This is a genomic window from Pantoea stewartii (assembly GCF_011044475.1).
Lineage (GTDB): Bacteria > Pseudomonadota > Gammaproteobacteria > Enterobacterales > Enterobacteriaceae > Pantoea > Pantoea stewartii.
Genome location: NZ_CP049115.1, coordinates 1,714,442 through 1,740,060, shown reverse-complemented (window position 1 = coordinate 1,740,060; position 25,619 = coordinate 1,714,442). Strand labels below are relative to the sequence as shown.

General features: G+C 55.1%; 22 protein-coding genes. 17 read left to right on the top strand and 5 right to left on the bottom strand.

Annotation, left to right across the window (positions count from 1 at the left end; translation table 11 throughout):
• The first annotated feature begins 12 nt into the window (after positions 1-12).
• Positions 13-507, top strand: coding sequence for a tRNA adenosine(34) deaminase TadA (tadA, locus tag G5574_RS08220; RefSeq protein WP_164482466.1), 495 nt, complete (start codon positions 13-15; stop codon positions 505-507).
• On the opposite strand, the gene mltF is transcribed toward tadA, so the two are convergent.
• On the bottom strand, positions 504-1,961 hold the full coding sequence (gene mltF / locus G5574_RS08215; protein WP_033740922.1) for a membrane-bound lytic murein transglycosylase MltF: 1,458 nt from the start codon (positions 1,959-1,961) through the stop codon (positions 504-506). The two genes, tadA and mltF, sit on opposite strands and share 4 nt — an antisense overlap.
• Before the next feature lie 270 nt (positions 1,962-2,231).
• Between mltF and purL the strand changes: the two genes are divergently transcribed.
• From purL to glnB, 6 genes are all read left to right on the top strand, one after another.
• A complete protein-coding gene (gene purL / locus G5574_RS08210; protein ID WP_054633321.1) occupies positions 2,232-6,122 on the top strand; it encodes a phosphoribosylformylglycinamidine synthase in 3,891 nt (1,296 codons plus the stop codon).
• Between the two features lie 52 nt (positions 6,123-6,174).
• Positions 6,175-6,465 carry a hypothetical protein gene (locus tag G5574_RS08205; RefSeq protein ID WP_164482465.1) on the top strand — a complete coding sequence of 97 codons (291 nt, stop codon included), beginning with the start codon at positions 6,175-6,177 and terminating at the stop codon, positions 6,463-6,465.
• Positions 6,466-6,688: 223 nt separating this feature from the next.
• Positions 6,689-8,116 (top strand): sensor histidine kinase, encoded by a 1,428-nt coding sequence (locus tag G5574_RS08200; RefSeq protein WP_110268114.1) that lies wholly within the window; start codon positions 6,689-6,691, stop codon positions 8,114-8,116.
• Between the two features lie 3 nt (positions 8,117-8,119).
• A complete protein-coding gene (qseG, locus tag G5574_RS08195; protein WP_033740913.1) occupies positions 8,120-8,791 on the top strand; it encodes a two-component system QseEF-associated lipoprotein QseG in 672 nt (223 codons plus the stop codon).
• On the top strand, positions 8,791-10,125 hold the full coding sequence (glrR, locus tag G5574_RS08190; protein ID WP_006120648.1) for a two-component system response regulator GlrR: 1,335 nt from the start codon (positions 8,791-8,793) through the stop codon (positions 10,123-10,125). Before qseG ends, glrR begins: the two co-directional genes overlap by 1 nt.
• Positions 10,126-10,215: 90 nt before the next feature.
• A complete protein-coding gene (glnB, locus tag G5574_RS08185; RefSeq protein ID WP_003848647.1) occupies positions 10,216-10,554 on the top strand; it encodes a nitrogen regulatory protein P-II in 339 nt (112 codons plus the stop codon).
• Between the two features lie 44 nt (positions 10,555-10,598).
• Here glnB and hmpA read toward each other — a convergent pair whose 3' ends face one another.
• Positions 10,599-11,783 carry an NO-inducible flavohemoprotein gene (hmpA, locus tag G5574_RS08180; RefSeq protein WP_164482464.1) on the bottom strand — a complete coding sequence of 395 codons (1,185 nt, stop codon included), beginning with the start codon at positions 11,781-11,783 and terminating at the stop codon, positions 10,599-10,601.
• 324 nt (positions 11,784-12,107) lie between these two features.
• Here hmpA and glyA point away from each other — a divergent pair, with 324 nt between their 5' ends.
• Together glyA and G5574_RS08170 are read left to right on the top strand one after the other, a co-directional pair.
• Positions 12,108-13,361 carry a serine hydroxymethyltransferase gene (gene glyA / locus G5574_RS08175; RefSeq protein WP_033740908.1) on the top strand — a complete coding sequence of 418 codons (1,254 nt, stop codon included), beginning with the start codon at positions 12,108-12,110 and terminating at the stop codon, positions 13,359-13,361.
• 127 nt (positions 13,362-13,488) lie between these two features.
• A complete protein-coding gene (locus tag G5574_RS08170) occupies positions 13,489-14,637 on the top strand; it encodes a 3-phenylpropionate MFS transporter (protein WP_006120644.1) in 1,149 nt (382 codons plus the stop codon).
• Here the strand turns inward: G5574_RS08170 and csiE are convergent.
• On the bottom strand, positions 14,619-15,887 hold the full coding sequence (gene csiE, locus G5574_RS08165; RefSeq protein WP_164482463.1) for a stationary phase inducible protein CsiE: 1,269 nt from the start codon (positions 15,885-15,887) through the stop codon (positions 14,619-14,621). The genes G5574_RS08170 and csiE overlap by 19 nt on opposite strands.
• A 155-nt stretch (positions 15,888-16,042) precedes the next feature.
• Between csiE and G5574_RS08160 the strand changes: the two genes are divergently transcribed.
• From G5574_RS08160 to G5574_RS08150, 3 genes are all read left to right on the top strand, one after another.
• On the top strand, positions 16,043-16,669 hold the full coding sequence (locus tag G5574_RS08160) for a DUF1007 family protein (RefSeq protein WP_006120642.1): 627 nt from the start codon (positions 16,043-16,045) through the stop codon (positions 16,667-16,669).
• Positions 16,660-17,640 carry a nickel/cobalt transporter gene (locus tag G5574_RS08155; RefSeq protein WP_039340000.1) on the top strand — a complete coding sequence of 327 codons (981 nt, stop codon included), beginning with the start codon at positions 16,660-16,662 and terminating at the stop codon, positions 17,638-17,640. The genes G5574_RS08160 and G5574_RS08155 overlap by 10 nt, the downstream gene beginning before the upstream one ends.
• A 190-nt stretch (positions 17,641-17,830) precedes the next feature.
• The gene (locus tag G5574_RS08150; protein ID WP_164482462.1) at positions 17,831-18,844 is read left to right on the top strand and encodes a hypothetical protein; all 1,014 of its coding nucleotides are present in this window, start codon (positions 17,831-17,833) and stop codon (positions 18,842-18,844) included.
• Between the two features lie 46 nt (positions 18,845-18,890).
• On the opposite strand, the gene suhB is transcribed toward G5574_RS08150, so the two are convergent.
• Positions 18,891-19,694 carry an inositol-1-monophosphatase gene (gene suhB / locus G5574_RS08145; RefSeq protein WP_006120639.1) on the bottom strand — a complete coding sequence of 268 codons (804 nt, stop codon included), beginning with the start codon at positions 19,692-19,694 and terminating at the stop codon, positions 18,891-18,893.
• A gap of 119 nt (positions 19,695-19,813) precedes the next feature.
• Between suhB and trmJ the strand changes: the two genes are divergently transcribed.
• From trmJ to sseB, 5 genes are all read left to right on the top strand, one after another.
• Complete coding sequence (trmJ, locus tag G5574_RS08140) at positions 19,814-20,563, top strand: tRNA (cytosine(32)/uridine(32)-2'-O)-methyltransferase TrmJ (RefSeq protein WP_006120638.1); 750 nt, start codon at positions 19,814-19,816, stop codon at positions 20,561-20,563.
• Positions 20,564-20,696: 133 nt separating this feature from the next.
• Positions 20,697-21,194 (top strand): Fe-S cluster assembly transcriptional regulator IscR, encoded by a 498-nt coding sequence (gene iscR, locus G5574_RS08135; protein WP_006120637.1) that lies wholly within the window; start codon positions 20,697-20,699, stop codon positions 21,192-21,194.
• A gap of 89 nt (positions 21,195-21,283) precedes the next feature.
• Complete coding sequence (locus G5574_RS08130; protein WP_164482461.1) at positions 21,284-22,444, top strand: IscS subfamily cysteine desulfurase; 1,161 nt, start codon at positions 21,284-21,286, stop codon at positions 22,442-22,444.
• Positions 22,445-22,567: 123 nt separating this feature from the next.
• Positions 22,568-23,854, top strand: a complete 1,287-nt coding sequence (pepB, locus tag G5574_RS08125; protein WP_033740899.1) for an aminopeptidase PepB — start codon at positions 22,568-22,570, stop codon at positions 23,852-23,854.
• A 52-nt stretch (positions 23,855-23,906) separates the two neighbouring features.
• Positions 23,907-24,671 carry an enhanced serine sensitivity protein SseB gene (gene sseB / locus G5574_RS08120; RefSeq protein WP_172677643.1) on the top strand — a complete coding sequence of 255 codons (765 nt, stop codon included), beginning with the start codon at positions 23,907-23,909 and terminating at the stop codon, positions 24,669-24,671.
• Positions 24,672-24,706: 35 nt separating this feature from the next.
• On the opposite strand, the gene sseA is transcribed toward sseB, so the two are convergent.
• Positions 24,707-25,549: a 3-mercaptopyruvate sulfurtransferase gene (gene sseA / locus G5574_RS08115; protein ID WP_006120633.1), complete on the bottom strand. Its 843-nt coding sequence runs from the start codon at positions 25,547-25,549 to the stop codon at positions 24,707-24,709.
• Between the last annotated feature and the right edge of the window lie 70 nt (positions 25,550-25,619).

Genomic DNA, 25,619 nt, shown 5'->3' with positions numbered 1-25,619 from the left:
GGAGTGGTTCGTGTGACACAAGAACAAGATGAATACTGGATGCGCCGGGCGCTGACGCTGGCGCAACGCGCATGGGATGAGGGCGAGGTGCCGGTAGGCGCCGTCCTGGTTCACGGCGACCGCGTCATTGGCGAAGGCTGGAACCGGCCTATCGGTCAGCATGATCCCACCGCGCACGCAGAGATTATGGCGCTTCGTCAGGGCGGGAAAGTACTGGAAAATTACCGTCTGCTGGATACCACGCTTTATGTGACGCTGGAGCCGTGCGTCATGTGCGCCGGCTCGATGGTGCATAGCCGGATAGGTCGTCTGGTTTATGGCGCGCACGATGTGAAAACCGGCGCAGCCGGTTCGCTGATTGACGTGCTGGGCCATCCGGGGATGAACCATCAGGTAAGGTTAGATCACGGCGTGCTGGAAGACGCGTGCGCGGCGCTGCTGAGCGACTTTTTCCGCATGCGTCGTCAGCAACAAAAAGCGCTGCGACAGGCGCAGCGCGAAAGCTAATTCATTGCCACTTGTGGCGAAACGGCAGGATAGCCTTTGCCCATCTCCGCTTCCAGCGCGGCCTGCTGGGCAAGGCGCTTTTCCTGCTCCTGCAAATAGCCCACCAGGCTAATCTCATATTTACGAATATTTTCCACGTAGTTATACGCTTCCTGGCCCCGCGCGTAGCCGTAGGTCGTTTGCGCGTAATAACGCTTCTGGCTCAGCATCGGCAGGCGCAGTTTCACATCAGCCCAACTGTCCGGGTTGCCACCCTGTTTTGCCGTGAGCTTACGGGCATCCAGCATATGAGCATAACCCATGTTGTAGGCGGCCAGCGCAAACCAGATACGTTCGTCTTCCGGAATGGACTGCGGGACTTTATCCATCATATTTTGCAGATACTGGCTGCCGCCGCGAATACTTTGCTCAGGATCGGTTCGATCGCCCACTTCCACGCTGTCGGCAGTATTGCGCGTCAGCATCATCATGCCGCGCACGCCGGTCGGTGATGTCGCCTGCGGATTCCAGTGTGATTCCTGATAGGAGATAGCGGCCAGCAAACGCCAGTCGATATTACTGGCGTATTTCTCAAATAACGGTTTGATATCAGGCAGAACCGTATCAATCGCACGCAGGAAGGTGCGCGTATCCACATAATCAAAGGTGCCAACGTGCCCGAGGTATTTCTCTTCCAGCCGCGCCATTGCGCCTTCTTCGCCCATGCCATTAAAGAAATCCAGCATGGCCGCGTTCAGGCTGTCGTCGCTTTCGCGGGGCATATACCACGTCACCGGCTCTTCATCCGTGACGTCAAAGGCGACCGCCAGTTGTGGATGGATGCGCTGAAGCAGTGCGATGGTGACGGAATCGCCAATCGTATAATCCAGCTTGCCCTCGGCGACGGCCTCAAGTAGCGCTTTCGGGCTTTGATCGGTCGAGATAGCCCAGTCAAGGTCGGGATAGTGATCCGCTCTGGCGCTCTTGAGTGTAGACAGATAAGCCGATCCGGAGGCAACGACGAGCCGTCCCTTTAAATCGCCCAGGTTTTTCGGGCGAGTTTTATCCACACGATAAACCAACTGCTGGGAAACGCTGTAATAGCTGGGGCCCGTCTGATAGCGGTTCAGTCGCTCATTATTATAGATAAGGCCTGCGGCCAGCAAATCGGCTTTGCCGTCGTCAAGCGCATCAAACAGGTCGCTGATATTCGCGCGCACCGTGATTTCCAGCCTGACGCCCAGATAACGGGCGAAACGCTTCGCCAGCTCGTAATCCATCCCGGCCGGTGCTTTATTCACGGTGTAGTAAGTCAACGGTGAGTTTACGGTACTGACCCGTAGCACTCCCCGTGATTTAATCTGTGAAATCGTATCCTGCCCGCTCCCATGCCAGGGAATGGACGGCCACAGTGCCAGTGCTAACAGCACGGTGAGCAGACCGATAAACAGATAATTTAATTTCAGGCGTTTCAAATAGTTATCTCTCGATGGCTCCAAGGCCTCTGTCTTTTAAGGCAGTATTGATTTTGTTTTAACTCCCAGAGCGAGGGGCATTTTGCGCAACAAACTGAGGCAGAGCAACTTATAAAGCAATTTTTGCGCAATTATCAGCCAAATCTTGTTGGCCATAAATTTTGCGCAAACGGTTTCGTCGCGGAGTGGCTTTCTCTATAATACGCCCCGTTTTCCCCCTGTTGCGCCCAATGAAGCGTCGCACCCGGCGTTTCAAAGACGAGAGATCTTATGATGGAAATTCTGCGTGGTTCGCCCGCCCTGTCGGCATTTCGTGTAAACAAACTGCTGGCCCGCTTTCAGGACGCTCATCTGCCGGTGAGTGATATTTACGCTGAGTACGTCCATTTTGCCGATGTCAGCGCGCCGTTGAGTGAGGATGAAAAATCCCGTCTGCAGCGCCTGCTCAAGTACGGTCCTTCTCTCGCTGAACATGCGCCACAAGGGCGTTTGCTGCTGGTCACGCCACGTCCAGGCACCATTTCGCCATGGTCTTCAAAAGCGACAGATATTGCGCATAACTGTGATCTGTCACAGGTCCGTCGACTGGAGCGCGGTCTGGCGTTTTATGTTCAGGCACCCCAGTTGACGGAAACCCAGTGGCAAACGCTGTCAGCGCTGCTGCATGACCGCATGATGGAAACGGTGTACAGCGACCTCCATCAGGCCGAACAACTGTTTGCCCACCACGAACCTCAACCGGTCAAAAGCGTTGATGTGTTGGGTGAAGGCCGTCAGGCACTGGTTCATGCCAATACATCGCTGGGCCTGGCGCTGGCAGACGACGAAATTGACTACCTTCTGGCAGCCTTTACGAAGCTGGGCCGTAACCCTAACGACATCGAACTCTATATGTTTGCTCAGGCGAACTCCGAGCACTGTCGTCACAAGATTTTTAACGCCGACTGGATTATTGACGGCGAAAAACAGCCAAAATCGCTGTTTAAAATGATTAAGAACACCTTTGAGCAAACGCCGGATTATGTCCTGTCGGCTTATAAAGACAATGCGGCGGTGATGGAAGGCTCTGAAGTAGGACGCTTCTTTGCGGATGCCGAAAACGGGGAATATGGCTACCACCAGGAAGCGGCGCATATTCTGATGAAGGTCGAAACGCATAACCATCCTACGGCGATTTCGCCGTGGCCTGGCGCGGCAACCGGCTCCGGCGGCGAAATTCGTGACGAAGGGGCGACCGGACGAGGCGCGAAGCCGAAAGCCGGTCTGGTCGGCTTCTCGGTGTCGAACCTGCGTATTCCGGGCTTTGAGCAGCCGTGGGAAGAGGATTTTGGCAAGCCCGCGCGCATCGTCAGCGCACTGGACATTATGACTGAAGGCCCTCTGGGCGGCGCGGCGTTTAACAACGAGTTTGGCCGTCCTGCATTGAATGGCTATTTCCGTACCTATGAAGAACAGGTCAACAGCCACAACGGCACCGAACTGCGCGGTTACCACAAGCCGATTATGCTGGCGGGTGGCATCGGGAACATCCGTGCCGATCACGTCCAGAAAGGCGAGATTACTGTCGGGGCAAAGCTGATCGTACTGGGCGGCCCGGCAATGAATATCGGTCTGGGCGGCGGGGCGGCCTCATCTATGGCATCGGGCCAGTCTGACGCTGATCTCGACTTTGCCTCCGTACAGCGTGATAACCCGGAAATGGAACGGCGTTGCCAGGAAGTGATTGACCGCTGCTGGCAGTTAGGCGACGACAACCCGATTCTGTTTATCCACGATGTCGGTGCGGGCGGGCTGTCGAACGCCATGCCTGAGCTGGTCAGCGATGGCGGGCGCGGTGGGCGTTTCAACCTGCGTGATATCCTCAGCGATGAGCCAGGGATGAGCCCGCTGGAAGTCTGGTGTAATGAATCGCAAGAGCGTTACGTCATGGCGGTGGCACCCGAAAAGCTGGCTGAATTTGCGGCGATTTGCGAGCGTGAGCGCGCGCCTTTTGCGGTTATCGGTGAAGCCACAGAAGAGCAGCATCTGACGCTCAACGACAGCCACTTTGATAACAGCCCAATTGATATGCCGCTGGATGTGCTGTTGGGGAAAACCCCGAAAATGACACGCGATGTCGTCAAACAGCAGGCGCAGGGCACACCGTTACACCGTGATGGCATCGTCTTAACGGAGGCGGTGAATCGCGTTCTGCACTTACCGACCGTGGCGGAAAAAACCTTTCTGATCACCATCGGCGATCGCAGTGTGACCGGCATGGTGGCACGGGATCAGATGGTAGGACCCTGGCAGATCCCGGTAGCCAATTGTGCGGTCACGACCGCCAGCCTCGACAGCTATCATGGTGAAGCGTTCGCTCTGGGTGAACGCGCGCCGGTGGCGCTGCTCGACTTTGCCGCCTCAGCACGACTGGCTGTTGGTGAAGCGCTGACAAACCTGGCCGCCACGCCCGTGGGGTCATTGAAGCGTGTGAAACTCTCGGCAAACTGGATGTCAGCCGCGGGTCATCCGGGCGAAGATGCGGGCCTGTATGACGCCGTGAAAGCTGTCGGTGAGGAGCTGTGTCCGGCACTGGGCATTACTATCCCGGTGGGTAAAGACTCCATGTCGATGAAAACCCGCTGGCAGGAAGGCACTGAACAACGCGAAATGACGTCGCCGCTGTCGCTGGTGATTACCGCCTTTGCTCGTGTCGAAGATGTTCGTCGCAACGTGACGCCTCAACTGATGGCGGATCAGGACAACCTGCTTCTGCTGATCGATCTGGGTAACGGTGCCAATACCCTGGGCGCAACCGCGCTGGCGCAGGTGTATCGTCAACTGGGCGACAAGCCTGCCGATGTACGTGATGCACAGCAACTGGCAGGCTTCTTTAATGCGATGCAGGCGCTGGTCAGCCAACAGAAACTATTGGCCTACCATGACCGTTCCGATGGGGGCCTGCTGGTCACGCTGGCAGAAATGGCCTTTACCGGTCACTGCGGTGTAGATGTTGATATCGCGGCGCTGGGCAGTGATGCGCTGGCGGCGCTGTTTACTGAGGAACTGGGCGCAGTCATTCAGATCAAGGCCGCCGATCGTGAAGGTGTCGAGCAGATTCTGGCTCAACATGGACTGGCGCAGTGCAGTCATGTGCTGGGCAGCGCACAGCCGGGCGATCGCTTCGTGATTCGTTCAGGCGACAGTGCTGTGTACAGCGAAAGTCGCACCACGCTGCGTACCTGGTGGGCGGAAACCACCTGGCAGATGCAGCGTCTGCGTGATAACCCGGCCTGTGCTGATCAGGAACATCAGGCAAAACAGGACGACAACGATCCGGGTCTTAACGTCAGCCTGACCTTCAGGCCGGAAGAGGACGTTGCCGCGCCGATGATTGCGACAGGTGCCCGTCCGCGCGTGGCCGTGCTGCGTGAGCAGGGTGTTAACTCTCATGTGGAAATGGCCGCAGCCTTTGACCGCGCAGGCTTTACCGCCGTGGACGTTCATATGAGCGATCTGCTGGCAGGACGCATCGATCTGGAACGTTTCCAGGCGTTAGTGGCCTGTGGTGGCTTCTCTTACGGTGACGTACTGGGAGCCGGTGAGGGCTGGGCGAAATCTATCCTGTTCAACCCGCGTGTGCGCGATCAGTTCGAAGCCTTCTTCCATCGTCCGCAAACGCTGGCGCTGGGTGTTTGCAACGGTTGCCAGATGATGTCCAACCTGCGCGAGCTGATTCCTGGCAGCGAACTGTGGCCGCGCTTCGTGCGTAATCAGTCTGAGCGCTTTGAAGCGCGCTTCAGCCTGGTTGAAGTGGCCGCCAGCCCGTCATTACTGCTGGATGGCATGGCGGGTTCGCGGATGCCTGTTGCGGTATCACACGGAGAAGGTTTTGTAGAAGTGCGCGATGGTGCTCACCTGGCGGCGCTGGAATCCAAAGGGCTGGTGGCGCTGCGCTTTGTGGACAATAGCGGTAAGGTGACGGAAACCTATCCGGCCAACCCGAACGGTTCGCCAAATGGCATCACTGCCGTGACCAACGAAAGCGGGCGCGTCACCATTATGATGCCGCATCCTGAGCGTGTTTTCCGTACGGTCAGCAACTCCTGGCATCCGGCGGAGTGGGGGGAAGACAGCCCATGGATGCGCATTTTCCGTAACGCGCGCAAACAACTGGGTTAATTGCCGTAAAAAATGGGGAGGCCAGGTGCCTCCCTTTTTTTATGGGCACGAGATGTTGGCAAAAGGAGACAGCCGTCACCTTTTGTTGTCGCTGATTGGTGACATCTATCTCTATGATTTTATTATACGGCAGAGGTACGATGAAAATGTGTTGGCATTTGGCGACACATTTGCCAGACCAGATGGTCTGAACGGGCCGTTTTCACTGCTCGCTTACCTGCAAGAGCCTGAACAGAAAGGGGCTTTTAATATTGGCATGATCTTTGCTATAATTATCGCGCTGCTCATTCACTTGTTTATGAATGCCACCGCACTGCGGTCAGAGCTCATAAAGCCCGAATGACGCACCAAACGGAGCCTGCCGTCCACCACACCGATAATCGTATGCATTGCATCGTTATCAAGCATCGGACGTAACGTTGAGTTAGGCTCCACCCATTCTCACGCGCGGCTAAGGCGGCGCGTCTGCGGCAGGCCAGATGGTCTGCCGTTTTCTTTTCTGCCTCTTCCTTCTCCGGGCCGACTCCGCTAGCATCCGGTAAGCGTATCTTTATGGAAGCCGTCGCGTGAAAAAATGGCGTTTTTTCCCCCAATCTCTGCGTCAGCTGGTGCTGATGGCCTTTTTGCTGGTGCTCCTGCCCTTACTGGTATTGGCCTGGCAGGCATGGGAAAGCCTCTCCGCACTCAGCAATCAGGCGGCGGACACTAACCGCAACACCTTTACCGATGTCCGGCGCAGCGAAGCCATGGCACGAACCGCCATTGAGCTGGAGCGCAGCTATCGTCAGTATTGCGTACTGGGTGATGCCTCGCTGGCGAAGCTGTATCAGACGCAGCGGATTCGTTACAGCCAGATGCTCAGCTCCCATGCTGATAATCTGCCCGATTTACCGGCTTTTAAGACGCTACGGGACACGCTGCCGCTGTTGGAAACCCTGCAGTGCCAGAACGGTAATCCGATGGGCAGTGCTGCGCAGGCGCTTGACCGTTTTTCCGCAACCAACGCACAACTGGTGCACGACACGCGGGAGGTGGTATTCGCCCGCGGCTTACAGCTTCAGCGCGAAATCGCCGATCGCGGTCAGTTCTTTGGCTGGCAGGCGCTGATTCTGTTCATTATCAGCCTGACACTCACGCTGCTGTTTACCCGCATGATCATCGGTCCGGTCAAAAGTGTCGAACGGATGATTAACCGCCTTGGCGAAGGGCGGGAACTGGGCAGCAGCATGGTGTTTCGGGGGCCACGGGAATTGCGTTCGCTGGGGCAACGTATTGTCTGGCTGAGCGAGCGGCTGCACTGGCTTGAATCTCAGCGACACGAATTTTTACGCCACCTTTCACACGAACTGAAAACCCCGCTGGCCAGTTTGCGTGAAGGCACGGCGCTTTTGGCGGATGAAGTCGCGGGCGTGCTAAATCCGGAGCAGAAAGAAATCGTCTCCATACTCGATACCAGCAGCCGTCATTTGCAGCACCTGATTGAACAATTGCTCGACTACAACCGCAGGCTCGCTGATGGGCCAATCACGCTTGAGGCGATCAAACTGGACGATATCGTGCATGACGTTGTGAATGCCCACGCCCTTTCGGCGCGTAACAAACAGATGCACGTTGAGATCGATCTGAAGGCCACAGATTGCCTGGCTGAGCCTATGCTATTAATGAGCGTGATTGATAACCTCTACTCTAACGCCGTGAACTATGGCAATGAATCCGGTAACATCTGGCTTCGTAGCCAGCAGCAGGGCGATACAGTCATCATTGAGGTCGCTAACAGCGGTACGCCCATTCCCGATCATGAGCAGGCAATGATCTTTGAGCCCTTTTTTCAGGGCAGCCATCAGCGCAAAGGGCCGGTTAAAGGCAGTGGACTGGGGTTAAGTATCGCAAAGGATTGTCTGCGCCGTATGCACGGCAACCTGCAACTGGTCAGCCGCGATGACGCGGATGTTTGTTTTCGCATTGAACTGAATACCACCGCCGGGAAAGTCTGAAGTATGAAATTTTTTGCCGCGATTCTTATAAGCGCACTGAGCACCCTGATGCTCAGCGGCTGTGCCTCCTCACCGGCGACCTCGGCATCCCAGCCCGCACCAAACTCTGTCGCGGTGCCTGAAACGCGCCTGGTGGATTATCTGACAACCCGCTGTAGCGATATCTGGCATATTGAAAATACTGCCGCGCTTGCCAATCCCCTTTACTGGATGCGCAGTATTGACTGCGCCGAACGACTTTCGCCCGCGGAAGCCCGCGCCGAGGCGCACCGCTGGCCAGTAGACAGCTGGTCGCGAGCCTTTAAACAGGGCGTACTCATGGCAAATGGCAACGTAACGCCACTGGAACGGCGCGACTATATCACCGAGCTGGACAGCTACAGTGAGCAGTTCCCGCAAAACCTGCGGGCACTCATCCAGCTCTGGCGCAGTAACCAGGCGGCACAGCTGGATTTAAGTGCGCTACGTTCGCGGTACGTCCATCTGCAGCAGAGCAGCGATGCGCAGACGGATGCGCTGCGTCAGCAGCAGATAAAATTACGGCAGCAGTTAAGCGATACGCAAAGCAAGCTGGAGCGGTTAACCGATATCGAACGCCAGCTTTCGTCGCGCAAAACCTCAGAGATGCCAGAAGGCAGTCATGGAACGGCGTTGCCACAAGAGGAAGAGCAGTAATGATAAAACATGCGGCACATCTGCTGCTGGTGGATGATGATCCCAGCCTGCTGAAACTGTTAGGGATGCGGCTGAGCAGCGAAGGCTATCAGGTGACCACCGCAGCCAGTGGGCCTGACGCGCTTCGGCTGTTGCAGAAAGAGAAAATCGATCTGGTGATAAGCGATTTGCGCATGGATGAGATGGACGGCCTGGCGCTTTTTGGCGAAATCCAGAAACGGCATATGGGCTTGCCGGTCATCATTTTAACCGCACACGGTTCGATTCCAGAGGCCGTCGCGGCAACCCAGCAGGGCGTATTTAGCTTTTTAACCAAACCGGTCGATCGCGATGCGCTTTATAAGGCAATCGATGAAGCGCTCGCGCAGCGCGTCCCGGTCAGCGACGACCGCTGGCGGGAAGCCATCGTAACACGCAATCCTCAGATGCTGCGCTTACTTGAACAGGCGCACATGGTTGCTCAGTCGGATGTCAGCGTGCTGATCAACGGGCAAAGCGGGACGGGTAAAGAGGTGCTGGCGCAGGCTATCCATGCGGCCAGTCCGCGCGCCGACAAGCCGTTCATCGCGATCAACTGTGGTGCCTTGCCCGAGCAGTTGCTGGAATCGGAGTTATTTGGTCACGCGAAAGGTGCCTTTACCGGTGCGGTCAGCGCGCGCGACGGCCTGTTTAAAGCGGCCGAAGGCGGGACGCTGTTTCTGGACGAAATTGGCGATATGCCGCCCGCGCTGCAGGTTAAACTGCTGCGGGTCATACAGGAGCGTAAAGTCCGGCCGCTTGGCAGCAACAACGATATTGATATCAATGTGCGGATTATCTCCGCCACGCACCGGGATTTACCGAAAGCGATGGAGAAAAACGAATTCCGTGAAGATCTCTTTTATCGCCTGAACGTCGTTAACCTGAAAATACCGGCGCTGCATCAACGTACCGAGGATATTCCGCTGCTGGCTAATCATCTGCTGCGCCAGGCCGCGGACCGTCACAAACCGCAGGTGCGCAGTTTTTCGGTGGATGCGATGAAGCGCCTGATCTCCGCCAGCTGGCCTGGTAACGTGCGTCAGTTAGTGAATGTGATTGAACAGTGCGTGGCGCTCAGTTCCTCGCCGGTGATCAGCGATGCGCTGGTAGAGCAGGCACTGAGCGGCGAAAACAGCGCATTACCAACCTTTGTCGAGGCGCGTAATCAGTTTGAACTCAATTACCTGCGCAAGCTGTTGCAGATGACCAAAGGAAATGTGACCAACGCGGCGCGTCTGGCTGGACGTAACCGTACTGAATTCTATAAGCTGCTGTCACGTCACGAACTGGACGCCAGTGACTTTAAAGAGTAATTTTCTGCCGCACCAGCCTGCAGCATGGCCAGCGACATTTATACTTAAAAAATCCCTCTGACCACGGAGGGCGCGAGGAAAGGGTCTGACATGAAAAAGATCGATGCAATAATTAAACCATTCAAACTTGATGATGTGCGCGAAGCGCTTGCTGAAGTCGGCATCACCGGGATGACCGTAAGCGAAGTGAAAGGCTTTGGCCGTCAGAAAGGGCACACGGAACTCTACCGTGGGGCAGAATATATGGTGGACTTTCTGCCGAAGGTAAAAATTGAAATGGTGGTAGGCGATGATATCGTGGACACCTGCGTCGAAACCATCATGCGCACCGCGCAAACCGGCAAAATTGGCGACGGCAAGATCTTTGTTTTCGATGTCGCTCGCGTAGTGCGTATCCGTACCGGTGAAGAAGACGAGGAAGCGATTTAATCGTGTCCTTGTCGAAAGCCCGCCTGTCGCGGGCTTTTTTATTATTACATCACTTTATGCGGACCAAACACCTCATAGTGAATCCTGTCCGCCGTCACGCCGACCGCCAGCAGCTGCTGAATGACGAACTGCATAAAGCCCAGCGGCCCACAAAGATAGAAGTGGGTATTCACCTCCTGCAGACGTGGTGAAACGCTCGCCAGATCCATAAGGCCTTGCGCATCATAACGACCTGCATCGCCCTGATTTGGCTCGCGATACCAGATATGTTGGGCAAAATCAGGCAACAGGGCACCGGCCGCGCGCACTTCATCTGCAAAGGCATGCTGCTGGCCGTTTTCAGCGGCATGTAACCAGTTGACCGCTGCCGGGTGCTGCCGGGCAGCCAGCGCATGCAGCATGGCCAGCATCGGCGTTTGCCCTACGCCCGCTGAAATCAACGTGACCGGCGTCGTCGGACTTGCCTGGAGAAAAAAATCCCCGTGTGGAGGCGTCAGCTGAATCTCATCGCCTGCTTTGGCCTGTTGATGCAGCCAGCCTGAGACTCTTCCCCCGGCTTCCTGTTTTACCGCAATTCGGTAGGTCTGCGCATTGCTGACGGTGGTGAGTGAGTACTGACGAATTTGCTGATAACGGAAGCCCGCTGGCTGCAGATGCAGTGACACATACTGCCCCGGCCTGAAGGACGCAATGGATTTACCATCAACAGGAGCGAGGGTAACGCTTTTGATCACGTCACTTTGTTGCTCAATCGCGCTGATGAAGAAGGCTCTCGTGCCGCGCCAGCCGCCTTGCTGGTGTGCCGATGCCTGATAAAGGGCTTCTTCACGCTGGATAAAGATATCGGCCAGCACTGTGTAGGCGCGTCTCCAGGCGGCGAGCACCGCTTCGCCAGGATTCAGCATGGCGTCGATAGAGGCGAGTAAATACTCACCCACAATTTTATATTGCTCAGGCTGGATAGTCAGGCTGGCGTGCTTTTGGGCAATTTTTTCGACGGCTGGCCGTAGCGCCGTCAAATTGTCCAGATTGGCCCCGTAGGCGCAAATCGCATTAAACAGCGCTTCACGCTGTGCGCCATTGCGCTGGTTAGCCCTGTTAAAGACATGCTTTAACTCTGGATGATGAGAGAGCATCTGACCGTAAAAATGGGCCGTCAGATCGGGGCCGCATGCCGCAATCGCGGGAAGGGTGGATTTCACAATGTGAATCGTCTGGGCATCAAGCATGGGAATACCTTACTTAAAGTTGCATTTTAAATGCATCTTATAGCCGGGTGTTTTGTTCTGTAAATAGCGTTGTGGTTTACAGGAAGACTGAGCGGCAAATTTTCAGACGGATAAATGGAAAATTTCCGTTACAGGGTGCGGGGAAAAACAGCGGGAAACCGCTTGCAAAGCGAGCCAAAAACACATCGCCAATGCGAAGCCAAACGTTTGCGTAAAAAGAGGGGATTGGCCCTACCGTCCCCTGGTAAAAGGGTTTACACTGTCTGCCTTCGCCCTTTGGGGGCGTAATTTGCCGATTTAAAGATAGCCAGTCAGGAGATGCGGATGTTAAAGCGTGAAATGAACATTGCCGATTATGATGCCGAGTTGTGGCAGGCGATGGAGCAAGAGAAAGTGCGTCAGGAAGAGCACATTGAACTGATTGCTTCTGAAAACTACACCAGCCCGCGTGTAATGCAGGCGCAAGGTTCACAGCTCACCAATAAATATGCTGAAGGCTATCCTGGCAAACGTTATTACGGCGGCTGCGAGTATGTAGATATTGTTGAGCAGCTGGCTATCGATCGTGCGAAAGCGCTGTTTGGTGCAGATTATGCCAACGTACAGCCGCACTCAGGTTCACAGGCTAACTTTGCTGTGTTTACCGCCCTGCTGCAGCCAGGCGATACCATTCTGGGTATGAACCTCGCGCACGGTGGTCATCTGACGCACGGTTCGCCTGTTAACCTGTCGGGCAAACTCTACAATGTCGTGCCTTACGGTATCGATGAAACCGGTAAAATTGACTACAACGAACTGGCTGAGCTGGCAAAAACGCACCAGCCTAAGATGATCATTGGCGGTTTCTCTGCGTACTCGGGTATTTGCGACTGGGCCAAAATGCGCGAAATCGCAGACAGCGTTGGTGCCTGGTTGTTTGTGGATATGGCGCACGTTGCGGGTCTGATTGCGGCTGACGTTTACCCGAACCCTTTACCGCACGCGCACGTTGTGACTTCTACAACCCACAAAACGCTGGCCGGTCCGCGTGGCGGCATCATTCTGGCGAAAGGTGGCGACGAAGAACTGTACAAAAAGCTTAACTCTGCGGTTTTCCCTGGCGGCCAGGGCGGCCCGCTGATGCACGTCATTGCGGGTAAAGCCGTGGCGTTCAAAGAAGCGATGGAACCCGAGTTCAAAACCTACCAGCAGCAGGTGGCAAAAAACGCGAAAGCGATGGTCGAGGTCTTACTGGAACGCGGTTATAACATCGTGTCAGGCGGCACTTACAACCACCTGTTCCTGATTGATCTGGTGAGCAAAAACCTGACCGGTAAAGAAGCGGATGCGGCACTGGGCCGTGCCAATATCACCGTGAACAAAAACAGCGTGCCGAACGATCCGAAAAGCCCGTTTGTCACCTCCGGTGTACGTATCGGTACCCCAGCGGTCACGCGTCGTGGCTTTAAAGAAGCGGACGTGCGTGAACTGGCCGGCTGGATTGCTGACGTGCTGGACGATGTGAACGACGAAGCCACGATTGAACGCACGAAGCAAAAAGTGCTGGATATCTGTGCGCGCCTGCCGGTTTACGCCTGATCCCGTCAGGTGAGTCAACAGTGGAAAAAGGATGGCCCCGGCCATCCTTTTTTATTGCCCGTCTCACGTGGCTCTGACAAAGTATCGGCCTCTTAACACGACCGGTCACACTATTGCTGGAGGGAACATGGCAATCGGCTCCGCCAGATGGCTTGGATTAAGCTATTTCACCTACTTTTTTTGTTACGGTATTTACCTGCCTTTCTGGGGCGTCTGGCTAAAAGGCGTGGGACTGAACCCCGAACAAATTGGCCTGCTGCTTGGCTGCGGCATGGTGGCGCGTTTTGTAGGAAGTTTGTTCATCGCCTCGCAGGTTAAACATCCTTCTCAACTGATTACGGCGTTGCGGCTGCTGGCGCTGCTGACCTGTCTTTTTGCCGTGGGATACTGGACTGGACAACAGTGGTTGTGGCTGCTGTTAGTGATGACCGGCTTTAATCTGTTTTTCTCCCCGCTGGTGCCTTTAAGTGATGCGCTGGCGGCGACCTGGACGCAACAAATTGGTCTGGCCTACGGGCCGGTGCGCCTCTGGGGTTCTCTGGCCTTCGTCATCAGTTCGTCGTTGACCGGTATGCTGGTGACGGCTTTTTCATCCCAGGCGATTTTAATGCTGCTGTCAGCGGGCGTCATAAGTATGCTGGCGGGCATGTTGCTGACGCCGCAAACACACCCTCAGGGCAGCGAACGCAAGAGCAACGTCAGCGGTGGCTGGCAGGCCTGGCGCGATCTGATACGGGAAAACGCGGTCTGGCGTTTCATGGTGTGCGTCACCCTGCTGCAGGGAGCGCATGCGGCCTATTACGGCTTCAGCGCGATCTGGTGGCAGGAAAGTGGCTATTCCGCCTCGCGCATTGGTTATCTGTGGTCGCTTGGCGTGGTGGCAGAAATTGTGATCTTTGCGCTGAGTCACCGTCTGTTTCACCGCTGGCAGGCGCGCGATTTACTGCTGCTTTCCGGCGTTTGCGCGTTAATTCGCTGGAGCCTGCTGGGGGCCAGCACGGCACTGCCGGTGTTGATTGTGGCGCAAATTCTCCACTGCGGTACGTTTACGGTCTGCCATCTGGCAGCCATGCGTTTCATTGCTTCACGGCAGGGTGCGGAGGTGATTCGGTTGCAGTCGCTCTATTCGGCGCTGGCGATGGGCGGCGGTATCGCCGTGATGACGATGATTTGTGGCGTGCTGTTTACCCATCTTCATGGACAGCTGTTTTGGGTGATGGCGCTGGTGGCGCTGCCTGCGCTGTTTCTGCGCCCGCGTCAGGACTCCAGCAAATAGCGAATGCGTTGCTGATGATATTCGGTCAACGGCAATTCTGCATGGATCAGCGGGGGCGAAAACAGCGGCAGGGAGGTGACGTAAGGCGAGATGATCAAATCAACTTCGCGCGGCGCGCCGTCGCGCTGAAAGTCATCCACATGCTGATAGGTGATATTAACGGGTAATAAGGTGATTTCCCGGATCTGCTGCTCAACGTCCTGTTCCAGCGCCGGATCGTCACCGGTCAGGAGCAGCACCTGTTTTTCCTGAAGGGCGCTGCTCTGCATCAGCCAGGCACCAAAAATAATGGTTATCAGACTGACTTCTTCCGGTTTAAAACAAATCGCGTATTCCTGCTCAAACGCCACCAGCGCCTGCTGAGTGGTTCGCAGCAGGCGCGGATAAAGCCTGGTTACGTCTTGTGCCACACTGTCATCAATGCCAATAGTAAAGTAAGTGCGATCCAGCGCCTGCGCCAGGTGCGTATACAGTTGCTGCTGGAGTTCGGCACGTTCAGGAAAAGGGGCGCCTGACGAAGCCTCGAAGTCATCGATCAGCTGATGCGTGGCGCGCATGAGCCGCTGTTCACTGGCGTGACGGATGGCGTCCGGATGCGGCGCGTGGATGAGGCTGAACAGTAATGTCCAGAAGTCGGTTTCACTCGCATCCGGTGCGAGATGGCACCGTTTTTTCCAGTGACGAATGACATCAGTGGCCGCGCGGCGCTCCGCCTTCATCGCCAGCCAGGCCTGCTGTTGTGCAGTAAAGAGGGCAGGCTGGCGCTGGCACAGGCCGTATTTCATAAATATTTGTAAAAAGAGGTGATCGCGTGTACTGAAAGGGCGATCAAGGCACAGGCTGCAGTGCTGGATGAGTGCCTGTAGATTGGTTTCATCGTAGAGCGCCTTCTCAATTTTCATTTGCTTAAGGCGCTGGCGAAGCGGTGTCGCAAAATGCTCACAGACAAACGTCTGCGACAGACGCAAACTGCGCCGCAGGTTATGTATAAGACAAATTCGTCTGTCCAGCTCTGTACCATGAATGCGCAAGCTGCCATCCACCATTTGGTGAAGTTCCAGTTGATGATAGCGCTGTATCTCATCACCCACGGCGGCAATATCTTGCCTGGCGGTGGCAGCATCCACGCCGTTAAGCAGGCTTAACCGCGTGAGCGTCAGCACGGGAGTGGGCAGAAACAGCAATAACAACAGGTGGCAGCGACGCTGAGAAACGGTGAAGAGTGGTGCTGAAGATGTAGCAGAACTCATCAATCAATATTCCCGCTGGCTATTTTTAGCTAAGAATAGTCAACTGCCCTGACCGGTGAAGGGTTTACCCGGTTTTTTGTTCAGAGGTTTAAGGCGGGTCACAAAATTTTGTTACTTATGAAACCTTTTTATCAGGAACGTTACTTTATAACATTATGAAACGCATGTTTTTCGCACTGCTAACCCTGATAAGTTCGTCAGCACTGGCACATCCTCACAGCTTTATTGATATGAAAACGGAACTGGTTGCTGACGGCGATCGGTTTACGGGCCTGAAAATGATCTGGACCATGGATGAAATTACCTCCGCCGATCTTCTTTACGACGCGAGCGATGCGAAACCGGGCACCGTGGTCTGGAAAAAACTGGCAGCCGGCGTGATGGCGAATGTGCTGGGACAACATTATTTTTCTGAAATCTGGCATAACAAGCAGCGGGTGAAGTTCTTGAATCTACCAAAAGAATACAATCTGTCACGCAGTGGCAACAAAGCGGTGCTGGAGTTTGTGTTGCCGCTGGCCGAGCCACCCACATTAACCGGTCAGCGCTTTGAGATTCTCACCTTCGATCCCACGTATTTCGTCGACATGTTCTATGACAAGCCTGACGCCTTAACCGTGCCGCCAGCGTTGCAGTCACGCTGCGCCTTCACCTTGCATACGCCAAAGCCGAATGACTCGTTGAAGCAGTATGCCTTATCGCTCGACAAGGCCGATGCGCCACCCGAAGAGATGGATCTGGGCAGGCAGTTCGCGCAAACGGTGATTCTGACATGTCACTGACGACCATAGCGCGGCCCAAAAAACGGCTGTGGCCACTGGCAGTATTCATGGTCGGGCTGGTGACGGCGGTCAGCGCGATCTGGCTGTACTGGCCGCAAATTCTGCTGCAAAGTGTGCTCTGGCAAAAAATTCTCAATCGCGAGATGACGCAGCTCCTGCAACAGGTCGCCGAACATCCGCACCGGGCTGGCCTGTCATTACTGGCGTTTAGTCTGGTGTACGGCATCCTGCATGCGTTAGGACCTGGGCACGGTAAGGTTGTTATCACCACTTTCCTGGCCACTCATCCGGCAAAACTGAAAACCAGCATGAAGCTGACGCTGCTGGCATCGCTGTTACAGGGTTCAGTCGCGATTGTTCTGGTAACCCTGATGCTGGTGGTATTGCACACCTCATCACGCCAGTTGCATCTGAGCAGTTTCTGGCTGGAGAAGGGCAGTTATCTTCTGGTGATTGCCCTGGGAATCTGGACAGGTTATCGGGCGGTCAACTCTCTGTGGCGCCTGTTCCGACCGAAACCGGCGATGAACATTCGTGCTCTGCATCCACACCATCATCATGATGATCAGTGCGGCTGCGGTCATGCTCATCTGCCCAGTGCACAGCAGGTAGCCGGTGCCGTTAACGTGAAAACCCAGTTACTGGTGGTTCTGTCGATGGGGCTGCGGCCCTGTTCAGGAGCCATTATGATGCTGCTGTTTGCTAAGGTGATTGGCGTTTACCTCTGGGGCGTCCTCTCGGCGGCGGTGATGGCGATGGGAACGGCCCTGACCATTTCGGCGATTGGTCTGCTGGTGCAGCGCTCGCGTTCGCTGGCGCAACGGCTGAGTGCAAACAGCCACATAAGCGATCGCGCACGCAGCCTGTTGCCTCTGTTGGCTTTGCTGGGTAGCGTCATGTTGATCGTTGCGGGCTGTGCGTTATGGCAATCTGCTCAGCCGGGGTTGGCGGGCGGCATCCGGCCTTTCTGATTTCTATAGCAGCGAAAAGCGTTTTTCGCTGCTCATTCTGCAATATATTCCTCACTATTTTTTATTTTTCTGCTGACTGTTTAGTGGTGAAATTTGTTTTCACTGTCTACGCTGTTAATAGTTAAATCACCTCCCAATAATGGGATGAATAAAAACGGAACGATTCCGTGCTTTGCGAGGAAAATATCTCATGGCTGATACCCGTATTAATAATGGCTACACCGATCCGCTGGTAACTGGAACAGCGGGTTTGCCCCTAAAACGTATTTCATGGAGTGCCGTTTTTGCCGGTGTTATTTGCGCACTGATAATTCACATATTATTAACTCTGCTGGGAACAGCTATCGGCGCGACGACTATTGATCCCCTGCAGGAAGGCAATCCGTTTAAACATCTGGGCACCGGTGCGCTGGTGTGGACGGCGATTGAAATGCTTCTCGCCATCGTCGCGGGCGCCTATGTTGCCGGACGTCTGGCACAGCGCGAAGGCGCGCTGCATGGGTTACTGATGTTTGGCATAAGCACGGTGATAACGATTTATTTAGCCATCAGTCTTGCCAGTAGCGTATTAGGCGGTGCGATGAACATTCTGGGCACGGGCTTCCAGGCTGTCGGTCAGGGTATTTCAGCCGCTGCGCCATCTGTTACCCAAATGGCAAAAGACAAGCTGCAGGAAAACAATATTAATTTAAATGACATGCAGCGTGAGCTGGAAACGACGCTGCGTCAAACAGGCAAGTCTGAATTACAACCTGAAAAACTGAAGCAGGATGCGAATAATGAAGCGCAGAATGCAGAGAACCAGGCAAATAACACCGCTAATCATCCGCAAACCGCAGACACGGATTTAGCTAACTGGTTTAAAGGCGTTATTGATCGTCATGCTGATACATTACAGGCAGCCGATCGTGAGGCGTTGAAAAATATTATTAAAGCGCGCACCGGCAAAAGCGATCAGGAAGCAGAGCAGATCGTTAATCAGGCAGAGCAGAGCTATCAGCAGGCTATGCAGAAATATCAGGAGCTGAAACAGCAGGCTGAGCAGAAAGCCCGTGAAGCCGGTGAGCAGGCGGCTAAAGCGACAGCTAAAGCCAGCTGGTACGCCTTCTTTATCCTGATTATTGAAGCAGTCCTGGCAGGCGTGATGGGCATGGTGGGACGTCGTACTCAGCCACGTCAGGTGTTGGCGAACGAACGTCGCTAACCGAAAGGCGTTAAAAAAGGCGGCACAGAATGTGCCGCCTTTTTCTTTAGCGCTTCAGCGCTTCGCTCAGTTCATCGCGCATGGACGACAGCAGCGCTTTAACCACACGAGGATTACCGGCCACAATGTTACCTGAATGCAGGTAACCATGATTGCCGGTGAAGTCAGTAACCAGTCCGCCCGCTTCACGCACCAGCAGTTCACCCGCGGCAAAATCCCACGGTTTCAGACCGATTTCAAAATAGCCATCCACACGACCTGCGGCAACATAGGCCAGGTCCAGTGCGGCAGAGCCGGTACGACGGAAGTCCGCACACTGTGTGAACAGTTTGGTCATGATGTTCATGTAAGCCGGCGCGTGCTGTTTCAGCTTGAACGGGAAACCGGTCGCCAGAATGGTGCCATCCAGATCGCGAGCGATGCTGCCGCGCAGACGGTAGCCGTTAAGCTGCGCGCCCTGGCCACGTACGGCACTGAACAGTTCATTACGCATAGGATCATATACCACCGCCACTTCAGTACGGCCTTTAATGCGTACGGCGATAGAAACAGAGAAGTGGGGCAGGCGTTTGATAAAGTTGGTCGTGCCATCCAGCGGATCGATTACCCATTGAATGTCCTGATCTTCACCTTCAAGTTCACCACTCTCTTCAGTAATAATGGTGTGCTTCGGGTAGGATTTACGAATCACTTCGATAATCAGGCGTTCTGCGTCGCGGTCAACATTGGTTACGAAGTCGTTACTGCCTTTCTGGCTGGCTTCGACGGCGTCCGGGGTTTCATAATTCTTGGCAATTAAATTTCCGGCCTTGCGCGCTGCGCGCACGGCAATGTTGAGCATTGGATGCATCGGTATCTCTCGCTGGATGTTAAAGAACGGGGAAAACGGCGCGGAGTATAGCAGGGTGTTCGGTAAATGTCCTGCTTTATGTTAGAGTACGCGTCATCATTTTCTGACCGATCCCAATTATGCTGCAAAATATTCGTATCGTACTGGTAGAAACTTCTCACACCGGCAACATGGGCTCCGTCGCGCGCGCGATGAAAACTATGGGCTTAACTAACCTCTATTTGGTCAATCCGCTAGTGAAGCCGGATTCACAGGCTATCTCGCTGGCTGCCGGGGCCAGTGACGTGATTGGCGAGGCGAAAATTGTCGACTCACTTGATGACGCGATTGCCGGATGCAGTCTGGTGGTCGGCACCAGTGCACGTTCCCGCTCGCTGCCGTGGCCGATGCTGGATTCACGTGAATGTGGCCTGAAAAGTATTGAAGAGGCCCGGCAGGCCCCCGTCGCCCTGGTGTTTGGTCGTGAGCGTGTCGGGCTGACTAACGATGAATTGCAAAAGTGCCATTATCATGTGGCCATCCAGGCGAACCCGGAATACAGCTCGCTTAACCTGGCGATGGCGGTGCAGATCATTGCCTATGAAGTCCGCATGGCCTGGCTGCAGGCGCAGGACAACGCCAGTCCCAAACCGCAGTACGAGGAATCACCTTATCCGCTGGTTGACGACCTGGAGCGTTTCTACCAGCACATGGAACAGATGATGCTGGAAAGCGGATTTATCCGTGAAGCCAATCCCGGCCAGGTAATGAGCAAGCTGCGTCGTCTGTATACGCGTGCCCGTCCTGAGCGCGACGAACTCAATATTCTGCGCGGGATGCTCGCCTCGTTTGAGAAGCGTAAAGGACCGAAACAAAACGGCCCTGAATAGTTGAGTAAAACGCCAGGTTAAATAGTTGAGTAAATTACTTGGTTAAATAGTTGACCAAATTACTCGGGAATGTCAGACTTGCCGTCATCTTCGCTAATCCTCCGATAACCGGACGCTATTGAGGTTGTATGCTATGAGACTGACATCCAAAGGACGTTACGCTGTTACCGCTATGCTGGACGTTGCCCTGCATTCTCACCAGGGCCCTGTTCCACTGGCTGACATCTCTGAACGCCAGGGTATATCGCTCTCTTATCTGGAGCAGCTGTTCTCGCGGTTACGTAAGCACAATCTGGTATCCAGCGTTCGTGGTCCGGGTGGCGGTTATCTGCTGGGTAAAGAAGCCAGCGCGATTGCGGTGGGTGAAGTGATCACCGCGGTTGATGAATCTGTGGACGCCACCAAATGCCAGGGCAAAGAAGGCTGTCAGGGTGGCGAGCGCTGTCTGACCCATGTGTTGTGGCGTGACCTGAGCGTCCGTATTAGCGAATTCCTGAACAACATTACGCTGGCTGAGCTGGTGAATAATCAGGAAATCCTGGATGTGGCCGACCGCCAGAATGCTAACGACAATCGTCGTTTCCAGCACGCCCGCGCACAGGAAATCAACGTTAACCTCCGCGCCTCCTAATCCTCTGCTTCTCCGGCCCTTACTGCTAACGCGGCAGGGGCTGAATCTGCTATAAATACGTATGATTTTTTATACGGAGCTGTAGCGCAATGAAATTACCGATTTACCTGGATTATGCCGCCACGACGCCGGCCGATCCGCGTGTGGCCAGCAAAATGATGCAATTCCTGACGCTGGATGGCACGTTTGGTAACCCGGCCTCCCGTTCGCACCGTTTCGGCTGGCAGGCAGAAGAGGCGGTGGACGTTGCGCGCAATCAGGTCGCGGAGCTGGTCAATGCTGACCCACGTGAAATCGTCTTCACCTCCGGGGCCACCGAATCCGACAATCTCGCCATTAAAGGCGCAGCCCATTTCCACCAGTCGCGTGGTAAACACATCGTCACCAGCGTAACCGAACATAAAGCGGTCATTGATACCTGCCTGCAACTTGAACGTGAAGGCTTTGAGATCACCTGGCTGACGCCAGCAGCGAATGGCCTGATCGCGCCTGACGACCTGCGCGCCGCGCTACGTGACGACACGGTGCTGGTTTCCATCATGCATGTGAATAACGAAATCGGTGTGATTCAGGATATCGCTGCGCTGGGCGCCCTGTGCCGGGAGCGGAGCATCCTGTTCCACGTCGATGCGACGCAAAGCGTCGGGAAACTGGCTATCGATCTCGCTGAACTGCCTGTTGATCTGATGTCGTTTTCCGGTCATAAAGTTTATGGTCCTAAAGGCATTGGCGCGCTCTATGTCCGTCGTAAGCCGCGTATCCAGATTGATGCGCAGATCCACGGCGGCGGTCACGAGCGCAATATGCGATCGGGCACCTTACCGGTGCACCAGATTGTCGGCATGGGTGAGGCTTACCGCATTGCCAAAGCGGTGCGTGAAGAAGAGATGGCTCGCTTGTCGCTGTTGCGTGACAAACTGTGGCACGGCATCCGTGAGACAGGCGGCGTAACGGTGAATGGTGATTTGCAACACAGCTGCGCCAACATACTTAACGTCAGTTTTGCTGATGTTGAAGGTGAGTCGTTGATCATGGCGCTGAAAGATCTTGCGCTGTCGTCCGGATCGGCCTGTACTTCCGCCAGTCTGGAACCTTCCTATGTTCTGCGCGCACTCGGTCTGAACGAAGAACTGGCCCACAGTTCACTTCGCTTCTCACTGGGGCGGTTCACCACTGAAGAAGAGATCGATTATGCCATTGCGCTGGTGCAGAAGTCCGTGACGCGCCTGCGTGAACTCATGAAGTCATAATCAGGCCTGAAGAGGCTGACCACTGCGCACCGGCAACGCCTGCGGTGTGCGGCGTAACATCTGTATGAAAAGCCGTCGCTAAAACAGGCTGGATGAAACGAATAACGAATACGGAGCCCTACAATGAGTACACAACCGATGAATATCACGCTCAGCAACCAGCCCGCCGATGCGCGCTGGGGTGAAAAAGCACTGTTAAGCAGCAATGAAAACGGTATGACCGTGCACCTGCGTGAAGCCGATGCGTTGATGAGCATCCAGCGTGCCGCGCGTAAGCTGGATGGGCAGGGCATTCGTCATGTTGCCCTGACGGGCGAAGGCTGGCATCTGGAGCAGTGCTGGGCCTTCTGGCAGGGCTATCGCAGCCCGAAAGCCAAAAACAGCGTTGACTGGCCGCAGTTGGGTGAACATGAACAGGCGGAATTTGATCGCCGCCGTAAGATCGTAGGCTGGGTGCGCGATACGATTAACCTGCCTGCAGATGATTTAGGGCCAGAGACGCTGGCGCACAGTGCCGTAGACTTACTGAGCGAGTTAGGTGGCGAAGCGGTCAGCTATCGCATTACCAAAGGCGATGATTTACGTGAGCAAGGCTATATGGGCCTGCACACGGTAGGACGGGGCTCAAACCGTCCGCCGGTTTTCCTGGCACTGGATTTTAATCCCACCGGCGACAGCGAAGCGCCGGTTTACGCCTGCCTGGTCGGTAAAGGGATTACCTTCGATACCGGTGGCTACAGCCTCAAAACCAGTGCCACCATGGACTCCATGAAGTCAGATATGGGCGGTGCCGCGACGGTGACCGGTGCACTGGCCATGGCCATCGCGCGCGGACTGAAAAAGCGCGTCAAACTCTACCTGTGCTGCGCGGATAACATGGTCAGCAGCAACGCCTTTAAGCTGGGTGACATCATTCGTTACCGCAATGGCAAGTCGGTAGAAGTAATGAACACCGATGCGGAAGGTCGTCTGGTCCTCGCAGATGGTCTGATCGATGCCAGCGAGCAGAATCCGACGCTGCTGATCGATGCGGCAACGCTGACCGGTGCCGCGAAAACGGCGGTGGGCAACGATTATCACGCCTTGTTTACCTTCGACGATGTGCTGGCGCAGTCGGTGATGGGCAGTGCGGTCAGTGAAAACGAACCGTTCTGGCGTTTGCCGCTGGCAGAGTTCCATCGCAGTCATCTGCCGTCAAACTTTGCCGATCTGAATAACATCGCCAGCCCGGCACATTCTGCCGGTGCCAGCAGCGCGGCGGCGTTCCTGTCCTATTTCGTCAGCCACTATCAGCAAGGCTGGTTACATATCGACTGCTCAGCGACGTACCGTAAGAGCGCGGTCGATCAATGGTCGGCAGGCGCAACCGGCCTGGGCGTGCGCACTATCGCCAACCTGTTACTGAAATAAATGCAATCTCCGCGGTGACCTGGTCACCGCTTTTTGAAGGTAGAAGTGAATGATGAACCGTCTTGAAGAGGTGCTGAAGCTGGCCGCCACGGAGCCTGCCCATCGTCCTGAGTTTTTTCAGCTACTGCTGGAGGCGGATGCATGGGTGCCGGGGGAAAGCACCCAGCAGCAGTTGGATGCCAGCACGCCTGTCGACCTGCAGCACTGGGAAAAAGAAGATGGCAGCAGTGTGATCCCGTTTTTTACCTCCGAACAGGCGATGAGCGAGGCGATCAACGATGAGCAGCCTTATGTGCGGCTGCCGGTACGTACGCTGTTTGAAATGACCCGTGGCGAAACGCTGTTTCTTAATCCAAAGTTGCCCACGGGCAAAGAGTTTTCTGCGGCGGAAATCAGTCATCTGCTAGGGGAAGAGGGCAGTGCCCTGATGCAGCAAACGGTGCTGGAAGGCGGTCAGTCACTGCTGCTGTCAGAAATCGCGGAACCGCCCGCGCAGATGATCGACTCGCTGACGCAGTTGTTCAGCAAATACAAGCAGGTTAAACGCGCTTTCATTGCCAGCATTCGTGAACAGGCGGATGATGTGCCTAATCTGTTGATTGGTATTGAAGCGGACAGCGATATTGAGGCAATTATTCAGGCGGCCGGCAGCGTAGCCACCGATACATTACTGGATGATGCACCCATTGATGTGTGTGAGATTACGGCAGAGGACCGCGGAATCAGTCACTTCTTTACCGCGCACATTACGCCCTTTTATGAACGCCGCTGGGGCAGTTTCCTGCGTGAGTTCAAAGGTGGTCAGCGGATCATCTGACACACTGCGCGGCCTGTTCGGCCGCGCGTTTACCGTTACTTCGCAATCGGCAAATCATCCCGGCTGCCCCATTCGGACCAGGATCCGTCATACAGCGTCACTTCCCTTGCACCCAGAGCCGTCAGCGCCAGAATCAACACCACCGCAGTCACGCCAGAGCCACAGCTGGCTACGATGGGTTTGCTGATATCCACACCGGCTTCCGCAAAGCGTGAACGCAGTTCGGCTTCCGGCTTGAGTGCGCCCTGCTCGACCAGGGTATTCCAGGGCAGATTAAGGCTGTTGGGAATGTGCCCACGGTGCAATCCCGGACGGGGTTCATCGACCTCAGCATTAAAACGGTTCGCCGCGCGCGCATCGACAATTTGCGCGCCGCCTTCATGGCTAATCAGCAAGACATCCGTCAGGCGTTTCACCAGGCCTTCATCGAACTGCGCATCAAACTCACCTTCCGGCAGACTGACCTCGCCCTCAGCCAGCGCATAACCCGCCGTTTTCCAGCCCTGCAGACCGCCAGCCAGAATGGAGACCTGTGCCACGCCAAAGGCGCGCAGCATCCACCACGCGCGGGGCGCAGAAAACAGATTGCCTTCATCATAAACAATCAAATGCTTATCACTGTTGATGCCCAGTTCGCGCATCGCCACCGCGAAGCTTTCGGCCCGGGGTAACATGTGGGGATAAGGGCTGGTGTGATCGGAAAGCGTTTCAATATTGAAAAAAGGCGCACCAGGCAAATGCTCCGCCAGATATTCTTTTTGAATATCGCGCGTGGCTTCCATGCCCGGCGGCAGCATACGCGCATCCAGAACCTGGAGCGTGCCGTCATTAAAATGTTCTTGTAACCAGTCGGCGGACACAAACAGTGGCGTCGTCATAACAACCTCTTCTCTGCAATCTGTGATGCCAGTGTCGGGCAATGTGCCCACCATCTCAAGAGAAGCGTTG